Source organism: Brevundimonas fluminis (assembly GCF_003934285.1).
Classification (GTDB): Bacteria; Pseudomonadota; Alphaproteobacteria; order Caulobacterales; family Caulobacteraceae; genus Brevundimonas; species Brevundimonas fluminis.
Genome location: NZ_RQWJ01000002.1, coordinates 517,742 through 537,591, shown reverse-complemented (window position 1 = coordinate 537,591; position 19,850 = coordinate 517,742). Strand labels below are relative to the sequence as shown.

Sequence of the window (19,850 nt, the reverse complement as noted above, 5' to 3'; positions counted from 1 at the left end):
CGCGCGCCGCGGGGTTCCGCGGCCTCGTCCGGGCCGCTATGCGGGCGTTGAACGGAGAGCGGACGATGACGGCGATCGACGAGGCTTGGAGCATCCTGAAGGGTCTGGGCGTGACGCCGCGGACGGCCGAGGCCGGCCGGGCCTCGCGCTCGCCGGTCGACGGCTCGGCAGGTCCGGCGCTGACGGAGACGGCGGACCTGGACGGGATCGTCGCCTGCTCGGTTGCGGCCTTCCACGCCTGGCGTCGCGTGCCCGCGCCGCGGCGCGGCGAGCTGGTGCGGCTGTTCGGCGAGGAGCTGCGCGCGGCCAAGGCCGACCTCGCCCGGCTCGTCACGCTGGAGGCCGGCAAGATCACCTCCGAGGGCCTGGGCGAGGTGCAGGAGATGATCGACGTCTGCGACTTCGCCGTCGGTTTGTCGCGCCAGCTGTACGGCCTGACCCTGCCCAGCGAGCGGCCGGGGCACCACATGCGCGAGACGTGGCAGCCGCTGGGGCCGGTGCTCGTGATCTCGGCCTTCAACTTCCCGGTCGCGGTGTGGGCGTGGAACGCGGCGCTGGCGCTGGTCTGCGGCGACCCGGTGATCTGGAAGCCGTCTGAGAAGACGCCGCTGACCGCACTGGCCACCCAGGCGGTGTTCGATCGGGCGCTGGCGCGGTTCGGCGGCGACGCGCCCGAGGGCCTGTCGCAGGTGGTGATCGGCGGGCGCGAGGCGGGCGAGGCGCTGTCGGCCGACGCGCGCATCCCGCTCGTCTCCGCGACCGGCTCGACCCGCATGGGCCGGGCGGTGGCGCAGACGGTGGCGGCGCGGCTGGGGCGCAGCCTGCTGGAGCTGGGCGGGAACAACGCGATGATCGTGACGCCCAGCGCCGATCTGGACATGGCGGTGCGCGCCGTCGCCTTCTCGGCCGTCGGCACTTGCGGCCAGCGCTGCACGACCCTGCGCCGCCTGCTGGTTCACGAGGACGTGGCCGAGGCCCTGATCGGGCGGCTGAAGGCCGCCTATGAGTCCCTGCCCGTCGGCGACCCGCGCGAGGAGGGCTCGCTGGTCGGCCCGCTGATCGACGCCGACGCGGCCGAGGCGTTCGACCGGGCGCTGGCGCAGGCGGTGGACGAGGGCGGGGAGATGATCGTCGGCGGCGCGCGCCTGGGCGGCGACGGCGCCTACGTGCGGCCGGCAATCGTGCGCATGCCGGCGCAGACGGCGGTGGTGCGGCACGAGACCTTCGCGCCGATCCTGTACGTCCTGACCTGGCGCGAGTTCGATCAGGCGGTCGAGATGCAGAACGCCGTGCCGCAGGGGTTGAGCAGCTGCGTCTTCACCGACAGCGTGCGCGAGGCCGAGGCCTTCCTGTCGGCCTGGGGCAGCGACTGCGGCATCGCCAACGTCAACATCGGCCCATCCGGCGCCGAGATCGGCGGCGCCTTCGGCGGGGAGAAGGACACCGGCGGCGGGCGTGAATCCGGCTCCGACGCCTGGAAGGCCTACATGCGCCGCCAGACCCAGACCGTGAACTTCAGCCGCGACCTGCCGCTGGCGCAGGGAGTGAAGTTCGAGGTGTGAATGGGAGTGGGAGTCCCGAAAATTGACTCCCATTACTCCCACCGCCGGCCGGCCTTGATCGAGACATCCTGCACGACGCCTGCGCCAGAAGCGGTCGCACTTGTGGATCAACCTTGAAGGGCGTCGTCCAGCGCCCGGGCCAGATCCCCCTTCCCCGCCACTTCCACGCGTTCCAGCCCCAGCCACCCCGCCATCCGCGCCAGCTCCGCCGCCAGACGGGCGGGCGTCTCCGGCGTCGCGTCGGGTTCTCGCCACGCCGCCTGCACCAGAAGCGCGCCTGCCTTGCGGTCGGACTTGAGGTCGACGCGGGCGGTGAGGGCCTCGTCCTGCAGGAAGGGCAGGACGTAGTAGCCGTGGGCGCGCTTGTGGGCGGGCGTGTAGATCTCCAGTCGCACGCGCACGCCGAACAGGCGCTCGGTGCGGCCGCGGGTCCAGATCAGGTTGTCGAAGGGCGACAGCAGGGCGTCGCCGGTCACCTTGCGCGGGGCGCGGGCGTCGGGCGCGAGGTAGCCCGTCTGTTTCCACCCCTTCACCAACACCGGCGTCAGCTCGCCCGCCTCGACCAGTTCGACGACGCGGGCGCGGGTCTCGGCCACCGGCAGGCGGAAGACGTCGCGCAGGTCGGCCTCGGTCGCGACGCCCATGGTCCGCGCGGCGATGCGGACGAGGTCGCGCTGGGCATCGGCCTCGGTCGGCGTCGGCAGCTCGAGGATGCGGGCCGGCAGGGCGCGTTCGGTCAGGTCATAAACGCGCTCGAACCCCCGGCGGGTCTTCGTGGTGATCAGCCCGGCCCAGAACAGCCATTCCAGCGCGCGCTTGCCGTCCGACCATTCCCACCAGCCGGGCGCGCCGCGCGGACCGCTGGCGAAGTCCCCGCCGGTGACCGGCCCGCGCCGCTCGATCTCGGCCAGCACCCCGTCGACGTAGTCTCGCCGCTCCCGCCCGAAGCGCGCCAGACCGGTCCACATGGCGCCGTCGCGCGCCCGCTCCATGCGCCAGCGCAGCAGGGGCTGGGTTTCCAGCGGCAGCAGCGACGCCTCGTGCCCCCAGTATTCGAACAGCGACCGGCGCGGGCCCCAGGCCTCGGCCTCCAGCGCCTCACGCGGATAGGGGCCCAGACGGGCGAACTTGGGCAGGTAGTGGGTGCGCGTCAGGACGTTGACGCTGTCCATCTGCACCACGCCCAGGCGCCGCACGAGATCGCGCACCTGCCGCCGGTCGGGCGTCGCCGGGCGCGCGCGGCCGAAGCCTTGGGCGGCCAGGGCGATGCGGCGGGCGGTCTTCAGGGTCATCTGATCCACGCCCCTGCCTAGCACGGCCCTGCTGACGGAAACTGGCGTCATCGCGGCGGGCGCCCTACCTGTCGCTGAAGCTTGGGGATCGACGACATGGCGGCTGAGGCGGGCGGCGGGCTGGAACTGGGACATGCGGTGGCGCTGCTGGCGACGGCGGTCGTCGCCGTGCCCCTGTTCCGACGGCTGGGGCTGGGATCGGTGCTGGGCTACCTGGCCGCGGGCCTGCTGGTCGGGCCGTGGGGCATAGGTCTGGTCCGCGAGCCGGAGGCCATACTGCACGTCGCCGAGTTGGGCGTGGTGATGTTCCTGTTCATCATCGGTCTGGAGATGCGGCCGGCGCGGTTGTGGAGCCTGCGCAAGGACATCTTCGGCCTGGGCGCGGCCCAGGTGGCCGCCGCCGGCCTGCTGCTGACCCTGACCGGCATGGCGGCCGGCCTGTCCGTCGCCGTGGCCTTCGTGGCGGCCATGGGCTTCGTGTTGAGCTCCACCGCCGTGATCATGCAGATGCTGGACGAGCGCGGCGAGCTCGGCACGCCGCTGGGGCAGAGGTCGGTCTCGATCCTGCTGCTGGAGGACCTGGCCATCGTGCCGCTGCTGGCGATCGTGGCGGTGCTCGGCGGTCTTCTGGGCACCTCGGGCGACGCCGCGCCGCCGCTGTGGCGCACCGTCGGATTGGCCGTCGGCGCGATCGCCGTGGTCTTTCTGGCCGGCCGATTCCTGATGAACCCCCTGTTCCGCGTGCTGGCGCGGTACGGCGGGCGCGAGGTGATGACCTTCGCCGCCCTGCTGGTCGCCGTCGGCGCGGCCTGGCTGATGGGCGCCGGCGGCCTGTCCATGGCGATGGGGGCGTTTCTGGCGGGCGTGCTGCTGTCGGAGTCGACCTTCCGGCATCAGCTCGAGGCGGACGTGGAGCCGTTCCGCGCCATCCTGCTGGGCCTGTTCTTCCTGAGTGTCGGCATGAGCCTGGACCTCGGCGTGGTGCTGGCGGACTGGCAGGTCATCGTCGGCGGGGTCATCGCCTTCATGGCGGTCAAGGCGGTGGCCATCTACGCCGTCGCGCGCATCTTCCGGGCGACCGAGCGGGAGGCGGTGGAGCGCGCCGTCCTGTTCGCCCAGGGCGGGGAGTTCGCCTTCGTCCTGTTCGCCGCGGCCGGCATGGCGGGCATCTTCGACGCGCGCGTCTCGGCGTCGATGACGGCCATCGTCATCCTGTCGATGGTGCTGACGCCGCTCACGACCATGGTGGTGGGCCGCTTCATGCCGGCGGAGACCCTGTCGCCGGACGGCGCGGAGGGCGTGGAACGGGCCAAGGATCTGCGCGAGCGGGTTCTGGTCGTGGGTTTCGGCCGCTTCGCCCAGGTGGTCTGTCAGTCTCTGCTGGCCCGCGACGTGGACGTGTCGATCATCGACAACGACGTGGAGATGATCCAGGTCGCCGGCAATTTCGGCTTCAAGGTCTACTACGGCGACGGCACCCGGCTGGACGTGCTGCGCGCCTCGGGCGTCGACAAGGCGGAGGCCGTGCTGGTCTGCGTCGACAAGCCGGAGCAGGCCGATCGCATCGTGGAACTGGTGAAGTCCGAGTTCCCGCTGACCAAGCTGTTCGTGCGCGCCTTCGACCGCGGCCATTCCATCCGCCTGATCCAGGCGGGCGTCGACTACCAGATCCGCGAGACGTTCGAGAGCGCCCTGGTCTTCGGCCACGAGGTGCTGGTCAACCTGGGCTTCGACCCGGTCGAGGCCGACGAGACGGTCGAGGAGGTGCGCTGGCGCGACCGCGAGCGCCTCACGCTTCAACTGGCCGGCGGCCTGACGGCCGGCCGCCACATGATGCGCGGCAACATGCCGACGCCCCAGCCCGAGCCCTACATGAAGCCGAAGCGCGAGGGCCGACTGCTGAACGAGGACGACGTCGACAAGGCCGAGGCCTGAGGCGCATGAAAAAAGGGGCCGCCGAGGCGACCCCCTTCGTCGGGTCTTCCGTTCGGACTCAGCGACCGGCGCGGGCGTCCGCCAGGGCGACGCGGGCGCGCAGGCGCGGCTCGGCCGAGGCGGCGGCGCTGATTTCGTTGAAGCGTTCCAGCGAAAGGCCCGAGGCGGAGACGATGCCGGCCATTTCGGCCTGTTGGGCCTCGTCGGGCGCGGCGCCGTTCAGCGACTGGGCGATCGGCGTCAGCTTGGCCATGGCGGCGGCGTAGGCTTCCACTTCCTGGTCGGTGACGCCCGCGTCCACCGCGCCGGCCGGCGCCTGGGCGACCAGAACGCGACCGCCGGTGACGCGGTCGGCGCGGGCCGCCGTCGAAATGGCGTTGAAGCGGTCCGGCGTCAGGCCGGCGGCTTCGATCGCGGCGACCATCTCGGCCTGCTGCTCCGGCGACGGCGCGGCGCCGTTCAGCGACTGCGCGATCGGCGCGATCTTCGCCATGGCCGCGGCGAAGCCTTCGATCTCGGCGTCGGTGAAGTCGCCGGCCTGGGCGGCGGCGCCTGCGGGCTCGGCGTCGGTCGTGGCGTCCTGGGCGAGCGCGGGAGCGGCCGAGAAGGCCAGGGCGGAGACGGCGGCGAGGAAGGCGATGCGCATGTACTGTCCTTGGGTCGTGGCGATTGGGGAGGTGGGCGGCCCCGGAGTGACGACGAGGCCGGGCGGACGAAACCGCGGCTCCCGATCCGCCTGTCTGGCCGGGAGCTGCCTCCAGCCTAGCCGAAGTTGCGACGGACTTGCAACTTGGGCGAGACGGCGCCGGGAATGGGGCGCGTCGCGCGGCGCCGGGATTTCGTGTAGGAGGCCGCCGTCATGACGCCTCCCGCGCACAGACTGTCCGTCGCGCCGATGATGGACTGGACCGACCGGCACTGCCGCGCCTTCCACCGCGCGCTGACGAAACACGCCCTGCTGTACACCGAGATGGTCACGGCCGAAGCGGTCCTGCACGGAGACCGGGAGCGACTGCTGGGTTTCGACGCCATGGAGCATCCGGTGGCGGTGCAACTGGGCGGGTCCGATCCGGCGAAGCTGGCCGAGGCCGCGCGGATCGGCGCGGACATGGGATACGACGAGATCAATCTGAACGTCGGCTGCCCTTCGGACCGGGTGCAGTCCGGCCGCTTCGGCGCCTGCCTGATGCGCGAGCCGGCGCTTGTCGCCGACTGCATGACCGCCATGCGCGCCGCTGTGGATGTGCCGGTCACGGTCAAATGCCGGATCGGCGTCGACGATCAGGAGCCGGAGGTCGCGCTGTTCGACCTGGTCGACGCCTGCGCCGCCGCGGGCGTGACCAGCTTCACCGTCCATGCGCGCAAGGCGTGGCTGCAGGGGCTGTCGCCCAAGGAGAACCGCGACGTGCCCCCGCTGGACTATGGTCTGGTGAGGCGGCTGAAAGCGGAGCGGCCGGGGCTGACGATCTGCCTGAACGGCGGGGTGCCGTCTCTGGAGGCCGCACTCGACCATCTGGCGCCGGGCGCCGACGGGGTGGCGCTGGACGGAGTCATGCTGGGCCGCGCCGCCTATCACGAGCCGGCCCTGCTGGGATCGGCGGACCGGGGGGTGTTCGGTCAGGACGTGGCGGACGTCGACGCCTTCACGGCGGTGGAGACGCACAAGTCCTATCTGGCCGCGCGGCTGGCCGAGGGCGTGCCGCTGGCCGCCATGACGCGGCACATGCTGGGCGTGATGCACGGCAGGCCTGGCGCCCGCGCCTTCCGTCGCATCCTGACGGTCGAGGCGATCCGTCCCGCCGCGGGGCTGGACGTCGTCGACCGCGCGCTGGACGCCGTGCGCGAGGCCGAGGCGCGGCGCGCGGCGTGAACCTCGCCGAGATCCTGACCCTGATCGCCGCCATGCTCGGCGCCGGCGTGTTCGCCGGACTGATCGCCGGCCTGTTCGGCGTGGGCGGCGGCACGGTGATCGTGCCGGTGCTGTTCTATGCGTTCGAGGTGCTTGGGATGGGCGGCGAGGGCAACCTGCACGTGGCCGTCGGATCCAGCCTGCTCAGCATCGTCATCACCAGCTGGCGGTCGCTGGCGGCGCACCGGCGCCACGGCGCGGTGGACGAGGCCGTGCTGAAGGCGTGGACGCCCTGGGTCGGGATCGGCGCCCTGATCGGCGCGGCGATCGCGGGCGTGGCGTCGATGGAGGGGCTGGCGATCGTCTACGGCCTCGGTCTCGGGGCGGTGGCCCTTCAGCTCGCCTTCACGCCCGAAGGGTTCCGGCTCGCGCCCGACCTGCCGACAGGGTGGTCGCGGAGAACGGTCGGCTCGGTCATCGGCGGCCTGTCGGCCCTCATGGGCATCGGCGGCGGCAGCTTCGGCGGGTTGATGATGACCCTGTGCGGGCGGCCCATCCATCAGGCCGTGGCGACGGCGTCGGGCTTCGGCATGGCCATCGGGGCGGCGGCGACGCTGGGCTTCGTGGCGTTCGGCTGGTCGGCGGAGGGCCGCCCGCCCCTGTCGCTGGGCTGGGTCAACGTGCCCGCCGCCCTGATCATGGGCGCCGTGACGGGCCTGGTCGCGCCGTGGGGCGCCCGTCTGGCCCACAGCCTGCCGAGGCGGACCCTGCGATCGTCGTTCGCGGTCTACCTGCTGGTCGCGGCGGGCGCCGTCGTGATCAAGGCCCTCTAGGGCCTGAGGGTCAGGGCGTCGGCCGAGGCCTCGAAGCCCGACAGGCGGCCCAGCCAGCTCATGCCCAGGAGGGAGTGCGGCAGGCCGCGCTCGACCACCACGGCGTCCACATCCGTCACGCGCACGGCGCCGACCGAGAGAGAGGCGAGGCGGACCCGGGCCGCGCGAGCGGGCCCGGCGGCGGTGCGGATCTCGTCCGAGAAGTCCGGGGCGGAAAGCTTCAGGCCGAGGCGGGCGGCGTCCTCGGGCGTCAGGGCCACCACGGTGGCGCCGGTGTCGACCATGAGGCGCACGGCCCGGCCGTCGACCATGGCGTCCGCCCACCAATGGCCGTCCGGGCCCCGCAGGATCTGCGTCGCGCCGCCGCCCGCGTCGCGGGGCCAGTCCTGCTGGACGACCATCGGCACGGCCGCCTGCGCCGGAGACGCGCCCTCCAGCTGGTTCAGCCACCACGCCGCGGTGAAAGCCGAGCCTATGGCCATGACCGCCGCCGCCAGATTGGAACCGCCCAGTCGCATCCACGCCTCGCTCACGCGCCCGCTTCTGCGGACTCGACCGTTCTAGGACGAGCGGGTGAGAACGCGGTGAAGGGACGTGGCTGACGAAAGGTTGACGCTCAGAGCGGCGTCTCACGACGGGGCAGTTCGGCCATGATGGCGGCGCGTTCGGCGTCGGAATAGCGCGACCACCGGGCGATTTCCGGCAGGGTCCGCTTGCAGCCCAGGCAAAGTCCCGAGGCCCCGTCGACCGCGCAGACCTGCACGCAGGGGGTGGCGATCGCCTTCGGCGGGCCGTCGCGCTCAGGACACGATTTCACGACATTTGCTCCGAAACCGGATCAAAAAACTGGACAAGCGTCGCCTCGTGCCCCCATATGGAATGGTGACGCGAAACGACTGAGAGGGTGAGAATCCCTGGGAGCACGCCGCGTCTCTTTTCCTCGTTCCGTGAAAGGAGACGCCAAAAATGAACGAAGAACGCAGAAACCTCCAACACGCCATGACCTCGTTCGCCTACTTCGGCGGACTGCTGGTCGACCCCAATCCCCAGCCGCGGCGGACGCCGCTGATGACGCTGAAGGGCCTGTTCGGGCCCAGGCGCCGCTGAGGACGTCAAGTTCGGCATGACGACAGCCCCGGCCCGAGCGGCCGGGGCTTTTTCGTTTCAGTCGGACGACAGCTTCATCAGCACGATGCCGGCCACGATGAGCAGGGCCGCCGCCACGCGCATCGGCCCGACGCTCTCGTTCAGCACCGCCACGCCGACGACGAAGGCGCCGACCGCGCCGATGCCGGTCCACACCATGTAGGCCGTGCCGAGAGGCAGGGACTTCATCGACAGCGACAGAAGTCCGAAGCTCAGGCCCATGAAGGCCAGCGTGCCGATCGACGGCCACAGCTGGGTGAAACCCTCCGAGCGCTTCATCAGATAGGCCCAGACCACTTCGAGCAGTCCGGCGACGATGAGATAGATCCAGGCCACGGGCGTTCTCCTCTTGAGGAACGCCGGGCCGTCCCGGACTTGAATCCCGCGCTTCGACGGGGGAGGACGTGGCCTCTCTTGCGGCCTCCATATCGGACGCGCCGCGGCCGGTTCAAGGGGATGCGGGCATGGGCGATCTGATCGAGCGGCGGCGCGAGGGCCACGTGGAGGTCTGGACCCTGAACCGGGCCGGCCGGCTGAACGCCATGCCCGACCTTGCGGACGGCGAGGACTTCGCCGCCGCCTGCGAGGCCGCGAACGCCGACATGGACGTGCGCTGCGTGGTGCTGACCGGGTCGGGCCGGGCGTTCTCCGCCGGCGGCGACCTGAAGGCGATGAAGGACCGGCGCGACCTGTTCGCCGGCTCCGGCGCCGAGATTCGCGAGCGGTACCGGCGGGTGGTGCACCGGATCGTGCGGTCCCTGTACCGGCTGGAGGTTCCGCTGGTCACCGCGATCAACGGCCCCGCCATGGGACTGGGCTGCGACGTCGCGGGACTGGGCGACGTGAAGATCGCCAGCGACCGCGCGGTCTTCGGCATTCCCTTCCTGAAGCTGGGCATCGTGCCGGGCGACGGCGGGGCATGGCTCATGCCCCGGCACGTCGGTTACGCCCGGGCGGCCGAGATGCTGTTCACCGGTCGGTCGATCGACGCGGAGACGGCCGAGCGCTGGGGCCTGGTCAACCGCGTCGTGCCGCATGACCGGCTCATGGACGAGGCCATGGACGTCGCCGGCCAGATCGCCTCCCAGGCGCCGCATGCCCTGCGTATGGCCAAGGCCCTGCTGCGCCAGGGCCGCGACGTCACCTTCGACCAGATGCTGGAAATGACCGCCGCCATGCAGGCCTTGGCGCATTTGACGGACGACCACGCCGAGGGCGTGGCGGCGGCGCTGGAGAAGCGGCCCGCCGACTTCGAAGGACGCTAGATCGCGTTCAGGGGCGCCTTCAGGAAGCGGCGACCGGACGGTTCCGGCGGCGGCGGGGCCCCGGCCCGGATGTTGATCTGCAGCGACGGCAGGATCAGCTGCGGGGGCTTCAGCGCGGCGTCGCGGGCCTCCCGCATCGTCACGAACTCGTCCTCCGTCCGGCCGACGACGTGGATGTTGGCGCGCTTCTGTTCGGCGACGGTCGATTCCCAGCGGAAGTCGGTCCGCCCTTCGGGCAGATAGTCGTGACCCGTGAAGACGCGGGTGTCGACGGGAAGGGCGAGGATCTTCTGGATCGAGCGCCACAGGGTGCGGGCGTCGCCGCCGGGGAAGTCGCAGCGCGCGGTGCCGTAGTCCGGCATGAACAGGGTGTCGCCGACGAAGACCGCGTCGCCGATGCGATAGCTGACGCAGGCGGGCGTATGGCCAGGGGTGTGCATCACCTCGACCTCCAGCGACCCCAGCATGAAGCGGTCGCCGTCCGCATACAGTTGATCGAAGGCGGCGCCGTCGGGCGTGACGTCGGCGGCCTCGAACAGGTCGCCGAAGGTCTTCTGAACCCTGGTGATCCGGGCGCCGATGCCGACGGGAACGCCGGTGCGCACGCGGATCTCGTCGGCCCCCGACAGGTGGTCGGCGTGGGCGTGGGTGTCGAGCACGTGGGTCAGGGTCAGACCCCGGGCGGCCACCGCCGCCAGCACGCGATCGATCGAGGCCGTGCTGGTGCGGGCGGCGGGCGCGTCGAAGTCCAGGACCGGATCGATGATCGTCGCCGCTCCGGTGGCGGGATCGGAGACCAGATAGGTGATCGTGTGGGTGGCGGGGTCGAACCAGGCGTCGACGGTGGGCGATGCGGGCATGGGAGCCTCCTTGTTGAGCCGACTATATATTAGTTGTTGCTAAATTAGCAATCCCGCATATATTGTCGCCATGTTCGACGCCCACACCTTTGATCCGTCCGCCCTCGAAGCCAGCGCCGGCCGGGCCGCCGCCCTGATGAAGGCTCTGTCCAACCCGCATCGCCTGATGGTGCTGTGCCGGCTGGGCGAGGCCGAATGCGGGGTCGGTGAGCTGAAGGCCCAGGTCGGCCTGTCGCAGTCGGCCCTGTCGCAGCACCTGGCCGTGCTGCGCGAGGAAGGCCTGGTCGCCACCCGGCGAGAAGGCACGTCGATCTTCTACCGCATCGCCGATCCCGCCGCGCTGAAGGTCATCGCGGTTCTGATCGACATCTATTGTCCCAAGGAGGACTGACCATTCTGCATCCCCTGTCCCCGGCCGAAGTGGCCGAACGCCTGCGCCGCGGCGCGGTGCTGATCGATGTGCGCGAGCCCGACGAAGCCGCGCGCGAGCACATCCCCGGCGCGCGCCTGATGCCGCTGTCGCGGTTCGACGGCGCTCAGGTGGACGGCGGCCAGGTCATCTTCACCTGCCGTACGGGTGGTCGCACTGGGGCCAATGCGTCCCGGCTGGCGGGCTGCGTGCCCGGTCAGGCCTATGTGCTGGACGGAGGTCTGGAGGCCTGGAAGTCCGCCGGTCTTCAGGTCGAGATGGACCGCAAGGCGCCGATCGAGATCATGCGCCAGGTGCAGATGACGGCCGGCGGCCTGGTCCTGCTGGGCGCGGCCCTGGGCACGACGGTGCATCCCGGCTTCTGGGGCCTGTCGGCCTTCGTCGGCGCCGGCCTGTTCTTCGCGGGCGCCACCGGCTTCTGCGGCATGGCGCGTCTAATGGCGCTGGCGCCATGGAACCGTCCGGCGAAGGCATGAGGCCATGATCACAGATCCTGTGCAGCTGGCGCTGGCGGCCGCCAGCGGAGGACTGGTGTCCCTCCTGCTCACCGTGTTCGGCGGCGGAGGTTCGGTGCTGGCCGTGCCTCTGCTGCTCTACGTCGTCGGCGTGCGCGACCCGCACGTGGCGATCGGCGCGTCGGCCGCAGGCGTGGCGCTGAACGCCCTGACCGGCCTGGCCGGCCACGCCGGGGACGATCGGGTCAAGTGGCCCTGCGCGCTGACCTTCGCGGGCTTCGGCTTTCTGGGCGCGCTGGCCGGATCCAGCCTGGCCAAGCGGTTGGACGGTCAGAGCCTGCTGATCTTCTTCGCCGCGGCCATGGCCGTGGTCGGCGCGGCCATGCTGCGCCCGGCGCGCAGCGAGGGCGACCCGGCCGCGGGCATCGGCCCCCGCATGGTCCCGGCCCTCGCCGTGTCGGGCGCCGGGGTCGGGGCGGCGTCGGGCTTCTTCGGAATCGGCGGCGGCTTTCTGATCGTGCCGGGCCTGACGGCCGCGACCGGCATGACGCTGGCCGCCGCGCAGGCGTCTTCGCTGGTCAGCGTGGCGGCTTTCGGGGCGACGACGTCGCTGAACTATGCCGCTTCAGGCCTGATCGACTGGGCGATCGTCGGCGCGATGACGCTGGGCGGCGTCGGCGGCGCGTTGGCCGGCCGGCCGCTGGCGCGCCGACTGGCCGACCGCGCGGCGCTGGCCCGCCGGCTGTTCGCCGGTCTGATCCTGATCGTCGCCGTCTATGTGGCCGCGCGGGCGACCGTTCTGGCCTGAGCCGTCAGCCGGCCTTCTTCATGGCCCGGTCGGGGCCGACGCCGACGAGGGCGGGGCGGGCGGCGCCGGCGGTCTGGCCGGGCTTCATGAACTTGACCAGCACGCGCTGGCCGATCAGCAGCGGCGCCTCGTCATAGGCCACCACCACCTCGACCACCCGCTCGTCGGAGCGTTGCGACGGGTCGTCGGAGGCCAGCTTGCGGGCCCCGAACACGGCCGCGCGGCGCAACACGCGACCGACGTAGACCTTGGACGGGTCGCCTTCCGGGCTGATCTCGACCTGCTGGCCGATCGTGATGTTCGGAATGTCGCTCTCGACGATCTCCGCGCGGACGATGCGGGGCGCGTCCGGCTCCAGGTCGAACATGGTCGAGACGTTCAGGGTCGAGGCGCCCGCGCCGGGATTGGCGTAGCGGCGCACGATGCGGCCGCTCATGGGCGCGCGGATGACCGTCAGTTCCAGGTTGTAGGCGGCCTCGGCCAGACGGGCGCGGGCGGTCTGGATGGTCGCGTTCTGGCTCTGCATGCGGGCCTCGGCCGAGGCCACGGCGTCGCGGGCCTGATCGATGCGCTGGGCGGCGACGAAGTTCGAGTCGACCAGGGCCGACAGGCGTTCCAGTTCGCGGCGCGCGGTCGACAGCTCGACGCGGATCTGGGCCAGCTGGCTTTCGGCCTGGGCCACCTCGGCGGCGGCGCGGCCGTAGGCGAGGCGGGCCTCGTCGTCTTCCTGACGGGCCAGTATCTGGCCGGCGACGACGCGGTCGCCCTCCTGAACGTAGACTTCCTTGACCACCCCGCCGCGGCGTGCCGCGACCTGGATGATGCCGCCCTCGACGTCGGCCTTGCCGTTGGCCACGGCGGCGTAGGGGCTCTCCGGCGCCTCGGCCGCCGCCTTCTCCTCGGCGGCCTTCTTCGCGGCCCCCTGCGACTGCATGAAGAAGAAGCCCGCGATCAGGATCAGGATCAGCGGGATGCCGATGAAGACTCGCTTCTTCTTCAGGATTCCGGGAATGGCCATGGGTTTTCGCGGCTCAGTGATGCGACGCCAGGACGGCGTTCGGGTCAGGGACGTGACGACGGTCGTCGATGATGACGCCGTCCTCGATCTTGATGATGCGGTCGGCCCACGCTTCCAGGCGCGGGTCGTGGGTGACGCAGATGACGGCCGCGCCGTGCTCGCTGGCGGCGCGGCGCAGCAGCTTGATCACGATCTGGCCGTTCTCGCCGTCCAGCGCCGAGGTCGGCTCGTCGGCGAACAGGATCTTGGGATCCTTGGCCAGGGCCCGGGCGATGGCCACGCGCTGCTTCTCGCCGCCGGAGAGCGACGAGGGCCGCATGTGCAGGCGCGGCCCCAGGCCCACCTCCTCCAGCGCCGCCTTGGCCCGCTTCTTCGCGTCGCCGTCCGACAGGCCCTGGAACTTCAGCACGGTCTCGACCTGCTGCAGGGCGGTCAGCGCGGGGAACAGGTTGAAGCCCTGGAAGATGAAGCCGCAGTGGTCGAGGCGGAACTTGTCGATGCGGCCCGACGACAGCTTCCACAGGTCGTCGACGTCCAGCGCGTCCACGCGGCCTTCCTCGGGGCGCAGCAGGCCCGACAGGGCGGCGATCAGCGTCGACTTGCCCGACCCCGACGGGCCCATGACCATGGTCAGGTCGCCGTGGCGGGCGTCGAAGTCCACGCCCTTCAGCACCTCGATGAAGGTGCGCCCGGTCTTGAACCGCTTGCGCAGCCCCTTGGCCTCGATGGCGAAGTCGCCATGATTTCCGTGGACCTTGGTCGTCATCATCGCAGCAGGTCCGCCGGCTGGCTGTTCTTGAGGACGCCGAGCGAGAGCATGCCCGACAGCATGGCGATGAGGATCAGGCCCCCGCCGACGACGATCAGCATGCCTGGCGTGATGGCGATGATCACGGCTCCCGCGAGCGCGAGGATCGACACCAGCCACGTCAGGAGGACCGCGGCCAGGACGCCGACGATGCCGACCCAGAAGCTGAGCTCCATGATGATCCGTCTGAGCGACCCCATGCCGACTCCGAGCGCGCGCAGGGAGGCGAACTCCTTGATGTTGGCCATGATGGCGCCGCGCAGGGTCTGCCAGGTGATGGCCACGCCGATGATGGTGCCCAGCACCACGCAGCCGCCGATGATGACGACGAGTATGCCCTCCTCGAACATCGAGGCCTCGTTGGCCTGCGCCAGCTCGCCGCGGGTCCAGGCGCGGTACTGGCCGCCGCCCATCTCGTTCAACTGCGCCGCGACGATGGGAGCGCGCGTCGGATCCCTCAGCTTCACCATCAGCGGCCCCACCCGCAGGCTGGAGTCGTTCGGTCCGCCGATCATGCGCAGAGTGTCGCGCGACACCACGATCTGGGCGACCATCATGTTGGGATAGCCGCGCGTCACCGCGGCGACGGTCACGGTGTTGCCGTTCAGCAGGGCCTTGTCGCCCAGCTTGACGCCGAGCCTTCGGAGGGCGGTCTCGTCGACGGCGACGGTGTAGGGCTGCCGCAGGGCGTTGACGAGCTCGTCGGAATAGTCGGTCGGGATCGTGACGGCGCCGGGCGCGGTGTCGATGACGCTGATCTGGACCTGTTCCTGACGCGGGGCTCCGCGCTTCGCCCGTTCGGCGGCCGATTCGGTCGGATCGTATTCCTTGATGCTCTGGAACTGGCCGCCCCATCCGGACAGGGCCCGGACCTGGACCACTTCGGGATGGCGGTAGACCAGCGGGATGAAGCGGCGGGGCACGCCCGACGGACCGTTGCCCAGCGCCTTGGCGCCGGGGGCCAGCACCATGACGTCCGCGCCGGCGCGATCGATCTGGGCGGTGAAGCCGCGGCCGATGCCGATGAACAGGCCCGTCATGGCCATGACCAGCAGGCCGGACAGCGCCAGCGCCATCACGGCGGCCATGTAGCGGCGCCACTCATAGAGCAGCGTTGCGAGCGCGAGCGACATTCGACGCGAGTTCCCCTGACAGGGTTACGGTATCCCCCGTCAGGGTCCGTCGGGCCAAGTTAAATCGGGGTAACGGACCCCCTTGTCGACGACCGTCGACGGGAGGATGGTCGCCTCCGTCTGGCCGCGGGCGGTCCGCGGCCCCGGAGCCTTTCACGCATGAAATTCCGATCCCTGCGCCTTTCGATGGCGCTCTCGGCGGTGATCGCCGCCGCTCCCATGATGATCGCCGCGCCCGGCGTTTCGGCGGCGCGCGACGAGGGCATGTGGACCTTCGACAACTTCCCGCTGCGGACGGTGAACGAGAAGTACGACCTGAACCTCGATCAGGCGTGGCTGGACCGCGTGCGCATGGCCGCGGTGCGCATCCAGGGCTGCTCGGCCAGCTTCGTCTCGCCGGAGGGACTGATCCTGACCAATCACCACTGCGTGGTCGGATGCCTGCAGGAGCTGTCGTCGCCGGAGACCGACTACGTCAAGAACGGCTTCATCGTCGGCTCGCGCGAGGAAGAGAAGAAGTGCCCGGGCCAGACGGCCGAGGTGCTGACCGAGATCGCCGACGTCACCGACCGCATGCTGATGGCCGGCATGGGGATGGAAGGCCAGGCCTTCGCCCAGGCGCGCCAGGCCGAGGTCGCACGCATCGCCCAGGAGAACTGTGCCGGGGACCCGAAGTTCAACTGCCAGGTGGTCGACTTCTATCGCGGCGGCCGTTTCGCCCTGTACAAGTACCGCCGCTATGAGGACGTGCGCATCGCCTTCGCGCCGGAGTTCCAGGCGGCCTTCTTCGGCGGCGACCCGGACAACTTCAACTTCCCCCGCTACGCGCTCGACGCCGCCTTCCTGCGCGCCTACGAGGACGGCAGGCCGGTCGAGACGCCCAACCACCTGAAGTGGAACGCCGACGCTCCGCGTGAGGGCGAGCCGACCTTCGTCGTGGGCAACCCCGGCTCCACCTCGCGCCTGCTGACCGTGAGCCAGCTGGAACGGCTGCGCGATCAGCAGTTGCCCGTGACCCTGATCCAGGCGTCGGAACTGCGCGGACGGTTCCTGACCTACGCCGCCTCGGGCGACGAGGCCAGGCGCGTCTCGGTCGACCCGATCTTCGGCCTGGAGAACAGCTTCAAGGCCCAGTACGGCCAGCATCAGGCCCTGCTGGACCCCTCTTTCATGAACACCAAGCGCCAGGAGGAAGCGCGCCTTCGTGCGGCGGTCGACGCCGATCCCGCCCTGAAACAGCGCATCGGCGACCCGTGGAGCGAACTCGAGGCCATCCAGTCCGTCGCCCGCGACCTGTACCTGCCGTACCGCCAGCTGGCGGCTTCGGCCGGCGGCGGCTCGCAGCTGTTCGCCTATGCCCGCGCCATCGGTCGGGCGTCGGCCCAGAACGCGGCCGGTCAGCTGACCTCCGAGCGCAAGGCGCAGCTCGAAGCGGCCCTGGGCGAAGAGACGCCGATCTACGTCGACATGGAAGAGATCCGGCTGGGCTACTGGCTGTCCAAGACGCGCGAGTATCTGACGGTCGACCATCCCCAGGTGAAGGCCCTGCTGGGCAAGGAGAGCCCGGAAGGTCTGGCCGACCGCGTGATCGGCGGCACCCGGCTGGGCGACCCGGCCTTCCGCGTGGCCGCCCTGTCGATGACGCCCGAAGAACTGGCCGCCGCCGATCCGCTGATCGCCTGGGTCATGGCGAACGACGCCGCGGCCCAGGCCGTGGCCGGCGAGTGGAACCAGAAGGTCACCATCCCGACCGCCCAGGCCGCCGAGCGCGTGGCCCAGGCCCGCTTCGCCGTCTATGGCTCTGACATCTATCCGGACGCGACCTTCACCCTGCGCATCAGCTACGGCGAGGTGAAGGGCTGGACCTATCGCGGGGTCGAGGTTCCGGCCTTCACCCGCATCGGCGGCCTGTATGAGCGCCATACCGGGGCTGAACCGTTCAACGCCGCCGCCGGCTTCCTGGCGGCCGAAGGCCGGATCAACAAGGATCTGGTCTTCGACTTCTCCTCGACCAACGACATCATCGGCGGCAACTCGGGCTCGCCCGTGATCAACGCGCGCGGCGAGGTGATCGGCGCGGCCTTCGACGGCAACATCCACTCGCTGGGCGGCGCCTTCGGCTACGACGCCGCCCTGAACCGGACGGTGTCGGTGTCGACGGCGGCGATCACGGAGTCGCTGCGGGTCGTCTATCCCCAGCCGCGCCTGCTGCGCGAACTGGGCGTGCGCGGCTGACGCTTCGCGGGTCTGAATGACGAAGGCCCCCTCCGTCGCCGGAGGGGGCCTTTTCATGTCCGGTGCGCTCAGGCTCAGAACCGGGCGGACAGGGTCAGGCGCGCGTTGCGGGGCGCGCCCGGCGACAGGTTGTTGTTGTTGTGCGCGTCGGCCCAATAGCCCTCGTCCAGCAGGTTCTCGACGTTCAGCTGCACGTCCACGGTCGGCGTCAGCGCCCAGAACACCGCCGCGTCCACGCGGGTGAAGCCGGGCAGACGGGTGGTCGTGGGCGCGGTGCGGATCGCCGCCCACTGGTCCGACTGGTGCACGACGCCCAGCCCCAGACCCAGCCGGTCGGTCGCCTCATAGCGGTTCCACAGCGACAGGCTGTGCTCCGGCACCTGGGCCAGTTCGACGGAGTCGTTCCCGTCCAGGACGGCGTCCTGCCAGGTGTAGCCCCCGGCCACGGTCCAGCGGTCGGTGACGCGGCCGGCGACGCCCAGCTCCAGCCCGCGCGTGCGGGTCTCGCCGACGTTGATCGTGGCGGCGGGATTGGCCGGATCCGGCGTGGTGGCATTGGTCCGGCGCAGCTCGAACAGGGCGGCGGTCAGCGAGAGGCCCGGCCGCGCGTCCCACTTGGCGCCGACCTCCAGGTTCTCGAACTCCTCCGGCTCGAGGTTCTGCGTCGTCGGCGTCAGCGAGGCGAACTGCTCGCCCGAGCGCGGCAGGAAGGACCGGCTGTAGCTGGCGTAGACCGAGGCGTTCTCGGCCGGCTTCCAGATCAGGCCCAGGCGCGGCGACACCATTTCGTCGGTGCGGCCGAAGGCGCGGTCGGGCGTCGGCAGAAAGTCCGTCCCCTCGATCTCGAACCGGTCCCAGCGGAGACCCAGAATGACGTCGAAGAACCGGCCCAGACCGATCTGGTCCTGGGCATAGACCGAAGTGGTGGTCACGCGGCTGAAGGTGTCGCGCGCGTCCGTGCCGAAGGTCACGGTCGGATACGTCGGCGAGGTCAGGCTGAAGGTCGGGTCGGACAGGGTTCCGTTGAGGCGCACGTTGTCCGTTTCCTGATCGCCATGCTCGACGCCGATCATGACGCGGTGCTCGATCGGGCCGCCCAGCACCTCCCAGATCAGGTTCGACTGGAACAGGGCGTTGGTCCGGTCCGTGGTGTCGACGTAGGCCGCCAGAGGCACGGTTCCGGTCGGCGAGGTGGCGGGGCCGTTCGGATAGACGTTGGCGTAGACCTTGTCGTAGTCGGCGTAGACGAGCGTCGTGTTCAGGCTCAGCCCCGGGGCGATGCGGCCGTCCAGACGCAGCTTGGCGACGTCGGCGTCCAGCGTGGTCCGGTTCACGCCCGGCACGCCGAAGACCAGCTCGTCATAACCCTCCAGCGGCACGCCCAGATACGACGGCACGCCGCGATCCGGCACGCGGTCGTCGTCGACATGCTCGTAGGACAGACCCAGGTTCCAGCCCGGCGCGATCTCGGCGGCGAGGTAGGGGTTGACGGCCCAGCGCGAGCCGTCGACGAAGTCGCGGAAGCTCTCGCTCTCCTCGACCATGGCGTTCAGGCGGAAGGCCACGCGGTCGCCCAGCGGTCGATTGACGTCGATCCAGGCGCCGTAGCCGCCGAAGCTGTCGGCGAAGACCCGCCCCTCTCCGAACGCCGCGTCGGCGCTGGGCGCCTTCTGCACGCGGTTGACGATGCCGCCGCCGCCGCCGCGCCCGAAGATCAGGGCATAGGGGCCGCGCAGCACCTCGATGCGCTCCAGATTGTAGAGCGGGCGGTAATACTGGACGTCGTCGCGGACGCCGTCGATGAAGAAGTCGGCCGTGGTGTTCTGCCCCCGCAGGGTGATCTGGTCGCGGTTCCCCTCACCCTGCCCGACGGTGACGCCGGGCACGTAGCGCAGGACGTCGCCCACGGAGCGCAGGCCCTGGTCCTCGATCTGTTCGGCCGTGACCACCGACACGCTCTGAGGCACGTCGATCAGGGGAGTGTCGGTCTTGGTCGCCGTGACGGTGTCGAGGGCCTGATAGCCCCGCGCGCGGCCCGTGACGACGATGGGCTCGACCTCGGCGGCTCCCGGGTCGGAGGGGCCCTGCTGGGCGTGGGCGGCGCCGGCGACGGCGGCCAGGGAGGCGGACAGAAGGAACAGGTTGCGCATGGGCTCGACGGCGATTGACGACAGGGCGCGCACGTCTATTGCGAAGCATTGTCATATGCAACAGGAAGCGT

20 protein-coding genes are annotated in these 19,850 nt (G+C 70.7%); 10 read left to right on the top strand and 10 right to left on the bottom strand.

All coding sequences use genetic code 11. The annotated features are described in order from the left end of the window. Window positions 1-65: 65 nt before the first annotated feature. The gene (gene amaB, locus EFJ44_RS03250) at window positions 66-1,562 is read left to right on the top strand and encodes an L-piperidine-6-carboxylate dehydrogenase (RefSeq protein ID WP_125255736.1); all 1,497 of its coding nucleotides are present in this window, start codon (window positions 66-68) and stop codon (window positions 1,560-1,562) included. A gap of 107 nt (window positions 1,563-1,669) precedes the next feature. On the opposite strand, the gene EFJ44_RS03245 is transcribed toward amaB, so the two are convergent. Further along, window positions 1,670-2,854 (bottom strand): winged helix-turn-helix domain-containing protein, encoded by a 1,185-nt coding sequence (locus EFJ44_RS03245; protein WP_241209657.1) that lies wholly within the window; start codon window positions 2,852-2,854, stop codon window positions 1,670-1,672. A gap of 96 nt (window positions 2,855-2,950) precedes the next feature. On the opposite strand from EFJ44_RS03245, the gene EFJ44_RS03240 reads away from it, so the two are divergent. Continuing rightward, window positions 2,951-4,789, top strand: coding sequence for a monovalent cation:proton antiporter-2 (CPA2) family protein (locus tag EFJ44_RS03240; protein ID WP_125255734.1), 1,839 nt, complete (start codon window positions 2,951-2,953; stop codon window positions 4,787-4,789). A gap of 58 nt (window positions 4,790-4,847) precedes the next feature. Here EFJ44_RS03240 and EFJ44_RS03235 read toward each other — a convergent pair whose 3' ends face one another. Continuing rightward, complete coding sequence (locus tag EFJ44_RS03235) at window positions 4,848-5,435, bottom strand: DUF4168 domain-containing protein (protein ID WP_125255733.1); 588 nt, start codon at window positions 5,433-5,435, stop codon at window positions 4,848-4,850. A 213-nt stretch (window positions 5,436-5,648) separates the two neighbouring features. Between EFJ44_RS03235 and dusA the strand changes: the two genes are divergently transcribed. Then, window positions 5,649-6,659, top strand: coding sequence for a tRNA dihydrouridine(20/20a) synthase DusA (dusA, locus tag EFJ44_RS03230; RefSeq protein WP_125255732.1), 1,011 nt, complete (start codon window positions 5,649-5,651; stop codon window positions 6,657-6,659). Continuing rightward, complete coding sequence (locus tag EFJ44_RS03225; RefSeq protein ID WP_241209656.1) at window positions 6,656-7,471, top strand: sulfite exporter TauE/SafE family protein; 816 nt, start codon at window positions 6,656-6,658, stop codon at window positions 7,469-7,471. The genes dusA and EFJ44_RS03225 overlap by 4 nt, the downstream gene beginning before the upstream one ends. Here the strand turns inward: EFJ44_RS03225 and EFJ44_RS03220 are convergent. Both EFJ44_RS03220 and EFJ44_RS03215 read right to left on the bottom strand, forming a co-directional pair. After that, window positions 7,468-8,004, bottom strand: a complete 537-nt coding sequence (locus EFJ44_RS03220; RefSeq protein WP_241209655.1) for a TIGR02281 family clan AA aspartic protease — start codon at window positions 8,002-8,004, stop codon at window positions 7,468-7,470. The genes EFJ44_RS03225 and EFJ44_RS03220 overlap by 4 nt on opposite strands. 83 nt (window positions 8,005-8,087) lie before the next feature. Then, window positions 8,088-8,288: a DUF1289 domain-containing protein gene (locus tag EFJ44_RS03215; RefSeq protein ID WP_125255731.1), complete on the bottom strand. Its 201-nt coding sequence runs from the start codon at window positions 8,286-8,288 to the stop codon at window positions 8,088-8,090. A 149-nt stretch (window positions 8,289-8,437) separates the two neighbouring features. On the opposite strand from EFJ44_RS03215, the gene EFJ44_RS13750 reads away from it, so the two are divergent. Then, entirely contained in the window at window positions 8,438-8,578 is a 141-nt protein-coding gene (locus EFJ44_RS13750) for a hypothetical protein (RefSeq protein ID WP_164511830.1), read from the top strand. A 57-nt stretch (window positions 8,579-8,635) separates the two neighbouring features. Here the strand turns inward: EFJ44_RS13750 and EFJ44_RS03210 are convergent, their stop codons facing one another. Beyond that, window positions 8,636-8,953, bottom strand: coding sequence for a DMT family transporter (locus EFJ44_RS03210; protein WP_125255730.1), 318 nt, complete (start codon window positions 8,951-8,953; stop codon window positions 8,636-8,638). A 128-nt stretch (window positions 8,954-9,081) separates the two neighbouring features. Here EFJ44_RS03210 and EFJ44_RS03205 point away from each other — a divergent pair, with 128 nt between their 5' ends. Beyond that, window positions 9,082-9,882, top strand: coding sequence for a crotonase/enoyl-CoA hydratase family protein (locus EFJ44_RS03205; RefSeq protein WP_125255729.1), 801 nt, complete (start codon window positions 9,082-9,084; stop codon window positions 9,880-9,882). Here EFJ44_RS03205 and EFJ44_RS03200 read toward each other — a convergent pair. Further along, complete coding sequence (locus tag EFJ44_RS03200; protein WP_125255728.1) at window positions 9,879-10,742, bottom strand: MBL fold metallo-hydrolase; 864 nt, start codon at window positions 10,740-10,742, stop codon at window positions 9,879-9,881. The two genes, EFJ44_RS03205 and EFJ44_RS03200, sit on opposite strands and share 4 nt — an antisense overlap. Before the next feature lie 70 nt (window positions 10,743-10,812). Here EFJ44_RS03200 and EFJ44_RS03195 point away from each other — a divergent pair, with 70 nt between their 5' ends. Genes EFJ44_RS03195 through EFJ44_RS03185 form a run of 3 tightly spaced genes read left to right on the top strand, consistent with a single transcriptional unit; the run spans window position 10,813 to window position 12,435 of the window. Continuing rightward, complete coding sequence (locus tag EFJ44_RS03195; protein WP_125255727.1) at window positions 10,813-11,133, top strand: ArsR/SmtB family transcription factor; 321 nt, start codon at window positions 10,813-10,815, stop codon at window positions 11,131-11,133. After that, window positions 11,115-11,648: a rhodanese family protein gene (locus tag EFJ44_RS03190; RefSeq protein ID WP_241209654.1), complete on the top strand. Its 534-nt coding sequence runs from the start codon at window positions 11,115-11,117 to the stop codon at window positions 11,646-11,648. The genes EFJ44_RS03195 and EFJ44_RS03190 overlap by 19 nt, the downstream gene beginning before the upstream one ends. A 4-nt stretch (window positions 11,649-11,652) precedes the next feature. Further along, on the top strand, window positions 11,653-12,435 hold the full coding sequence (locus EFJ44_RS03185; RefSeq protein ID WP_125255726.1) for a sulfite exporter TauE/SafE family protein: 783 nt from the start codon (window positions 11,653-11,655) through the stop codon (window positions 12,433-12,435). Window positions 12,436-12,439: 4 nt separating this feature from the next. On the opposite strand, the gene EFJ44_RS03180 is transcribed toward EFJ44_RS03185, so the two are convergent. Genes EFJ44_RS03180 through EFJ44_RS03170 form a run of 3 tightly spaced genes read right to left on the bottom strand, consistent with a single transcriptional unit; the run spans window position 12,440 to window position 15,394 of the window. Further along, the gene (locus EFJ44_RS03180) at window positions 12,440-13,447 is read right to left on the bottom strand and encodes an HlyD family secretion protein (protein WP_125256066.1); all 1,008 of its coding nucleotides are present in this window, start codon (window positions 13,445-13,447) and stop codon (window positions 12,440-12,442) included. Window positions 13,448-13,466: 19 nt separating this feature from the next. Next, window positions 13,467-14,219, bottom strand: a complete 753-nt coding sequence (locus tag EFJ44_RS03175) for an ABC transporter ATP-binding protein (protein WP_125256065.1) — start codon at window positions 14,217-14,219, stop codon at window positions 13,467-13,469. After that, entirely contained in the window at window positions 14,219-15,394 is a 1,176-nt protein-coding gene (locus EFJ44_RS03170) for an ABC transporter permease (protein WP_125255725.1), read from the bottom strand. Before EFJ44_RS03170 ends, EFJ44_RS03175 begins: the two co-directional genes overlap by 1 nt. A 159-nt stretch (window positions 15,395-15,553) precedes the next feature. Here EFJ44_RS03170 and EFJ44_RS03165 point away from each other — a divergent pair, with 159 nt between their 5' ends. Further along, window positions 15,554-17,629 carry a S46 family peptidase gene (locus EFJ44_RS03165; RefSeq protein WP_125255724.1) on the top strand — a complete coding sequence of 692 codons (2,076 nt, stop codon included), beginning with the start codon at window positions 15,554-15,556 and terminating at the stop codon, window positions 17,627-17,629. Window positions 17,630-17,703: 74 nt separating this feature from the next. On the opposite strand, the gene EFJ44_RS03160 is transcribed toward EFJ44_RS03165, so the two are convergent. After that, entirely contained in the window at window positions 17,704-19,812 is a 2,109-nt protein-coding gene (locus EFJ44_RS03160; protein ID WP_206426851.1) for a TonB-dependent receptor, read from the bottom strand. Between the last annotated feature and the right edge of the window lie 38 nt (window positions 19,813-19,850).

Excerpts from the sequence above, each read along its gene's own strand:
- amaB (WP_125255736.1), top strand. The coding sequence starts at position 66 with ATGACGGCGATCGACGAGGCTTGGAGCATCCTGAAGGGTCTGGGCGTG.
- EFJ44_RS03245 (WP_241209657.1), bottom strand. The coding sequence starts at position 2,854 with ATGACCCTGAAGACCGCCCGCCGCATCGCCCTGGCCGCCCAAGGCTTC.
- EFJ44_RS03240 (WP_125255734.1), top strand. The coding sequence starts at position 2,951 with ATGGCGGCTGAGGCGGGCGGCGGGCTGGAACTGGGACATGCGGTGGCG.
- EFJ44_RS03235 (WP_125255733.1), bottom strand. The coding sequence starts at position 5,435 with ATGCGCATCGCCTTCCTCGCCGCCGTCTCCGCCCTGGCCTTCTCGGCC.
- dusA (WP_125255732.1), top strand. The coding sequence starts at position 5,649 with ATGACGCCTCCCGCGCACAGACTGTCCGTCGCGCCGATGATGGACTGG.
- EFJ44_RS13750 (WP_164511830.1), top strand. The coding sequence starts at position 8,438 with ATGAACGAAGAACGCAGAAACCTCCAACACGCCATGACCTCGTTCGCC.
- EFJ44_RS03205 (WP_125255729.1), top strand. The coding sequence starts at position 9,082 with ATGGGCGATCTGATCGAGCGGCGGCGCGAGGGCCACGTGGAGGTCTGG.
- EFJ44_RS03200 (WP_125255728.1), bottom strand. The coding sequence starts at position 10,742 with ATGCCCGCATCGCCCACCGTCGACGCCTGGTTCGACCCCGCCACCCAC.
- EFJ44_RS03195 (WP_125255727.1), top strand. The coding sequence starts at position 10,813 with ATGTTCGACGCCCACACCTTTGATCCGTCCGCCCTCGAAGCCAGCGCC.
- EFJ44_RS03185 (WP_125255726.1), top strand. The coding sequence starts at position 11,653 with ATGATCACAGATCCTGTGCAGCTGGCGCTGGCGGCCGCCAGCGGAGGA.
- EFJ44_RS03175 (WP_125256065.1), bottom strand. The coding sequence starts at position 14,219 with ATGACGACCAAGGTCCACGGAAATCATGGCGACTTCGCCATCGAGGCC.
- EFJ44_RS03170 (WP_125255725.1), bottom strand. The coding sequence starts at position 15,394 with ATGTCGCTCGCGCTCGCAACGCTGCTCTATGAGTGGCGCCGCTACATG.
- EFJ44_RS03165 (WP_125255724.1), top strand. The coding sequence starts at position 15,554 with ATGAAATTCCGATCCCTGCGCCTTTCGATGGCGCTCTCGGCGGTGATC.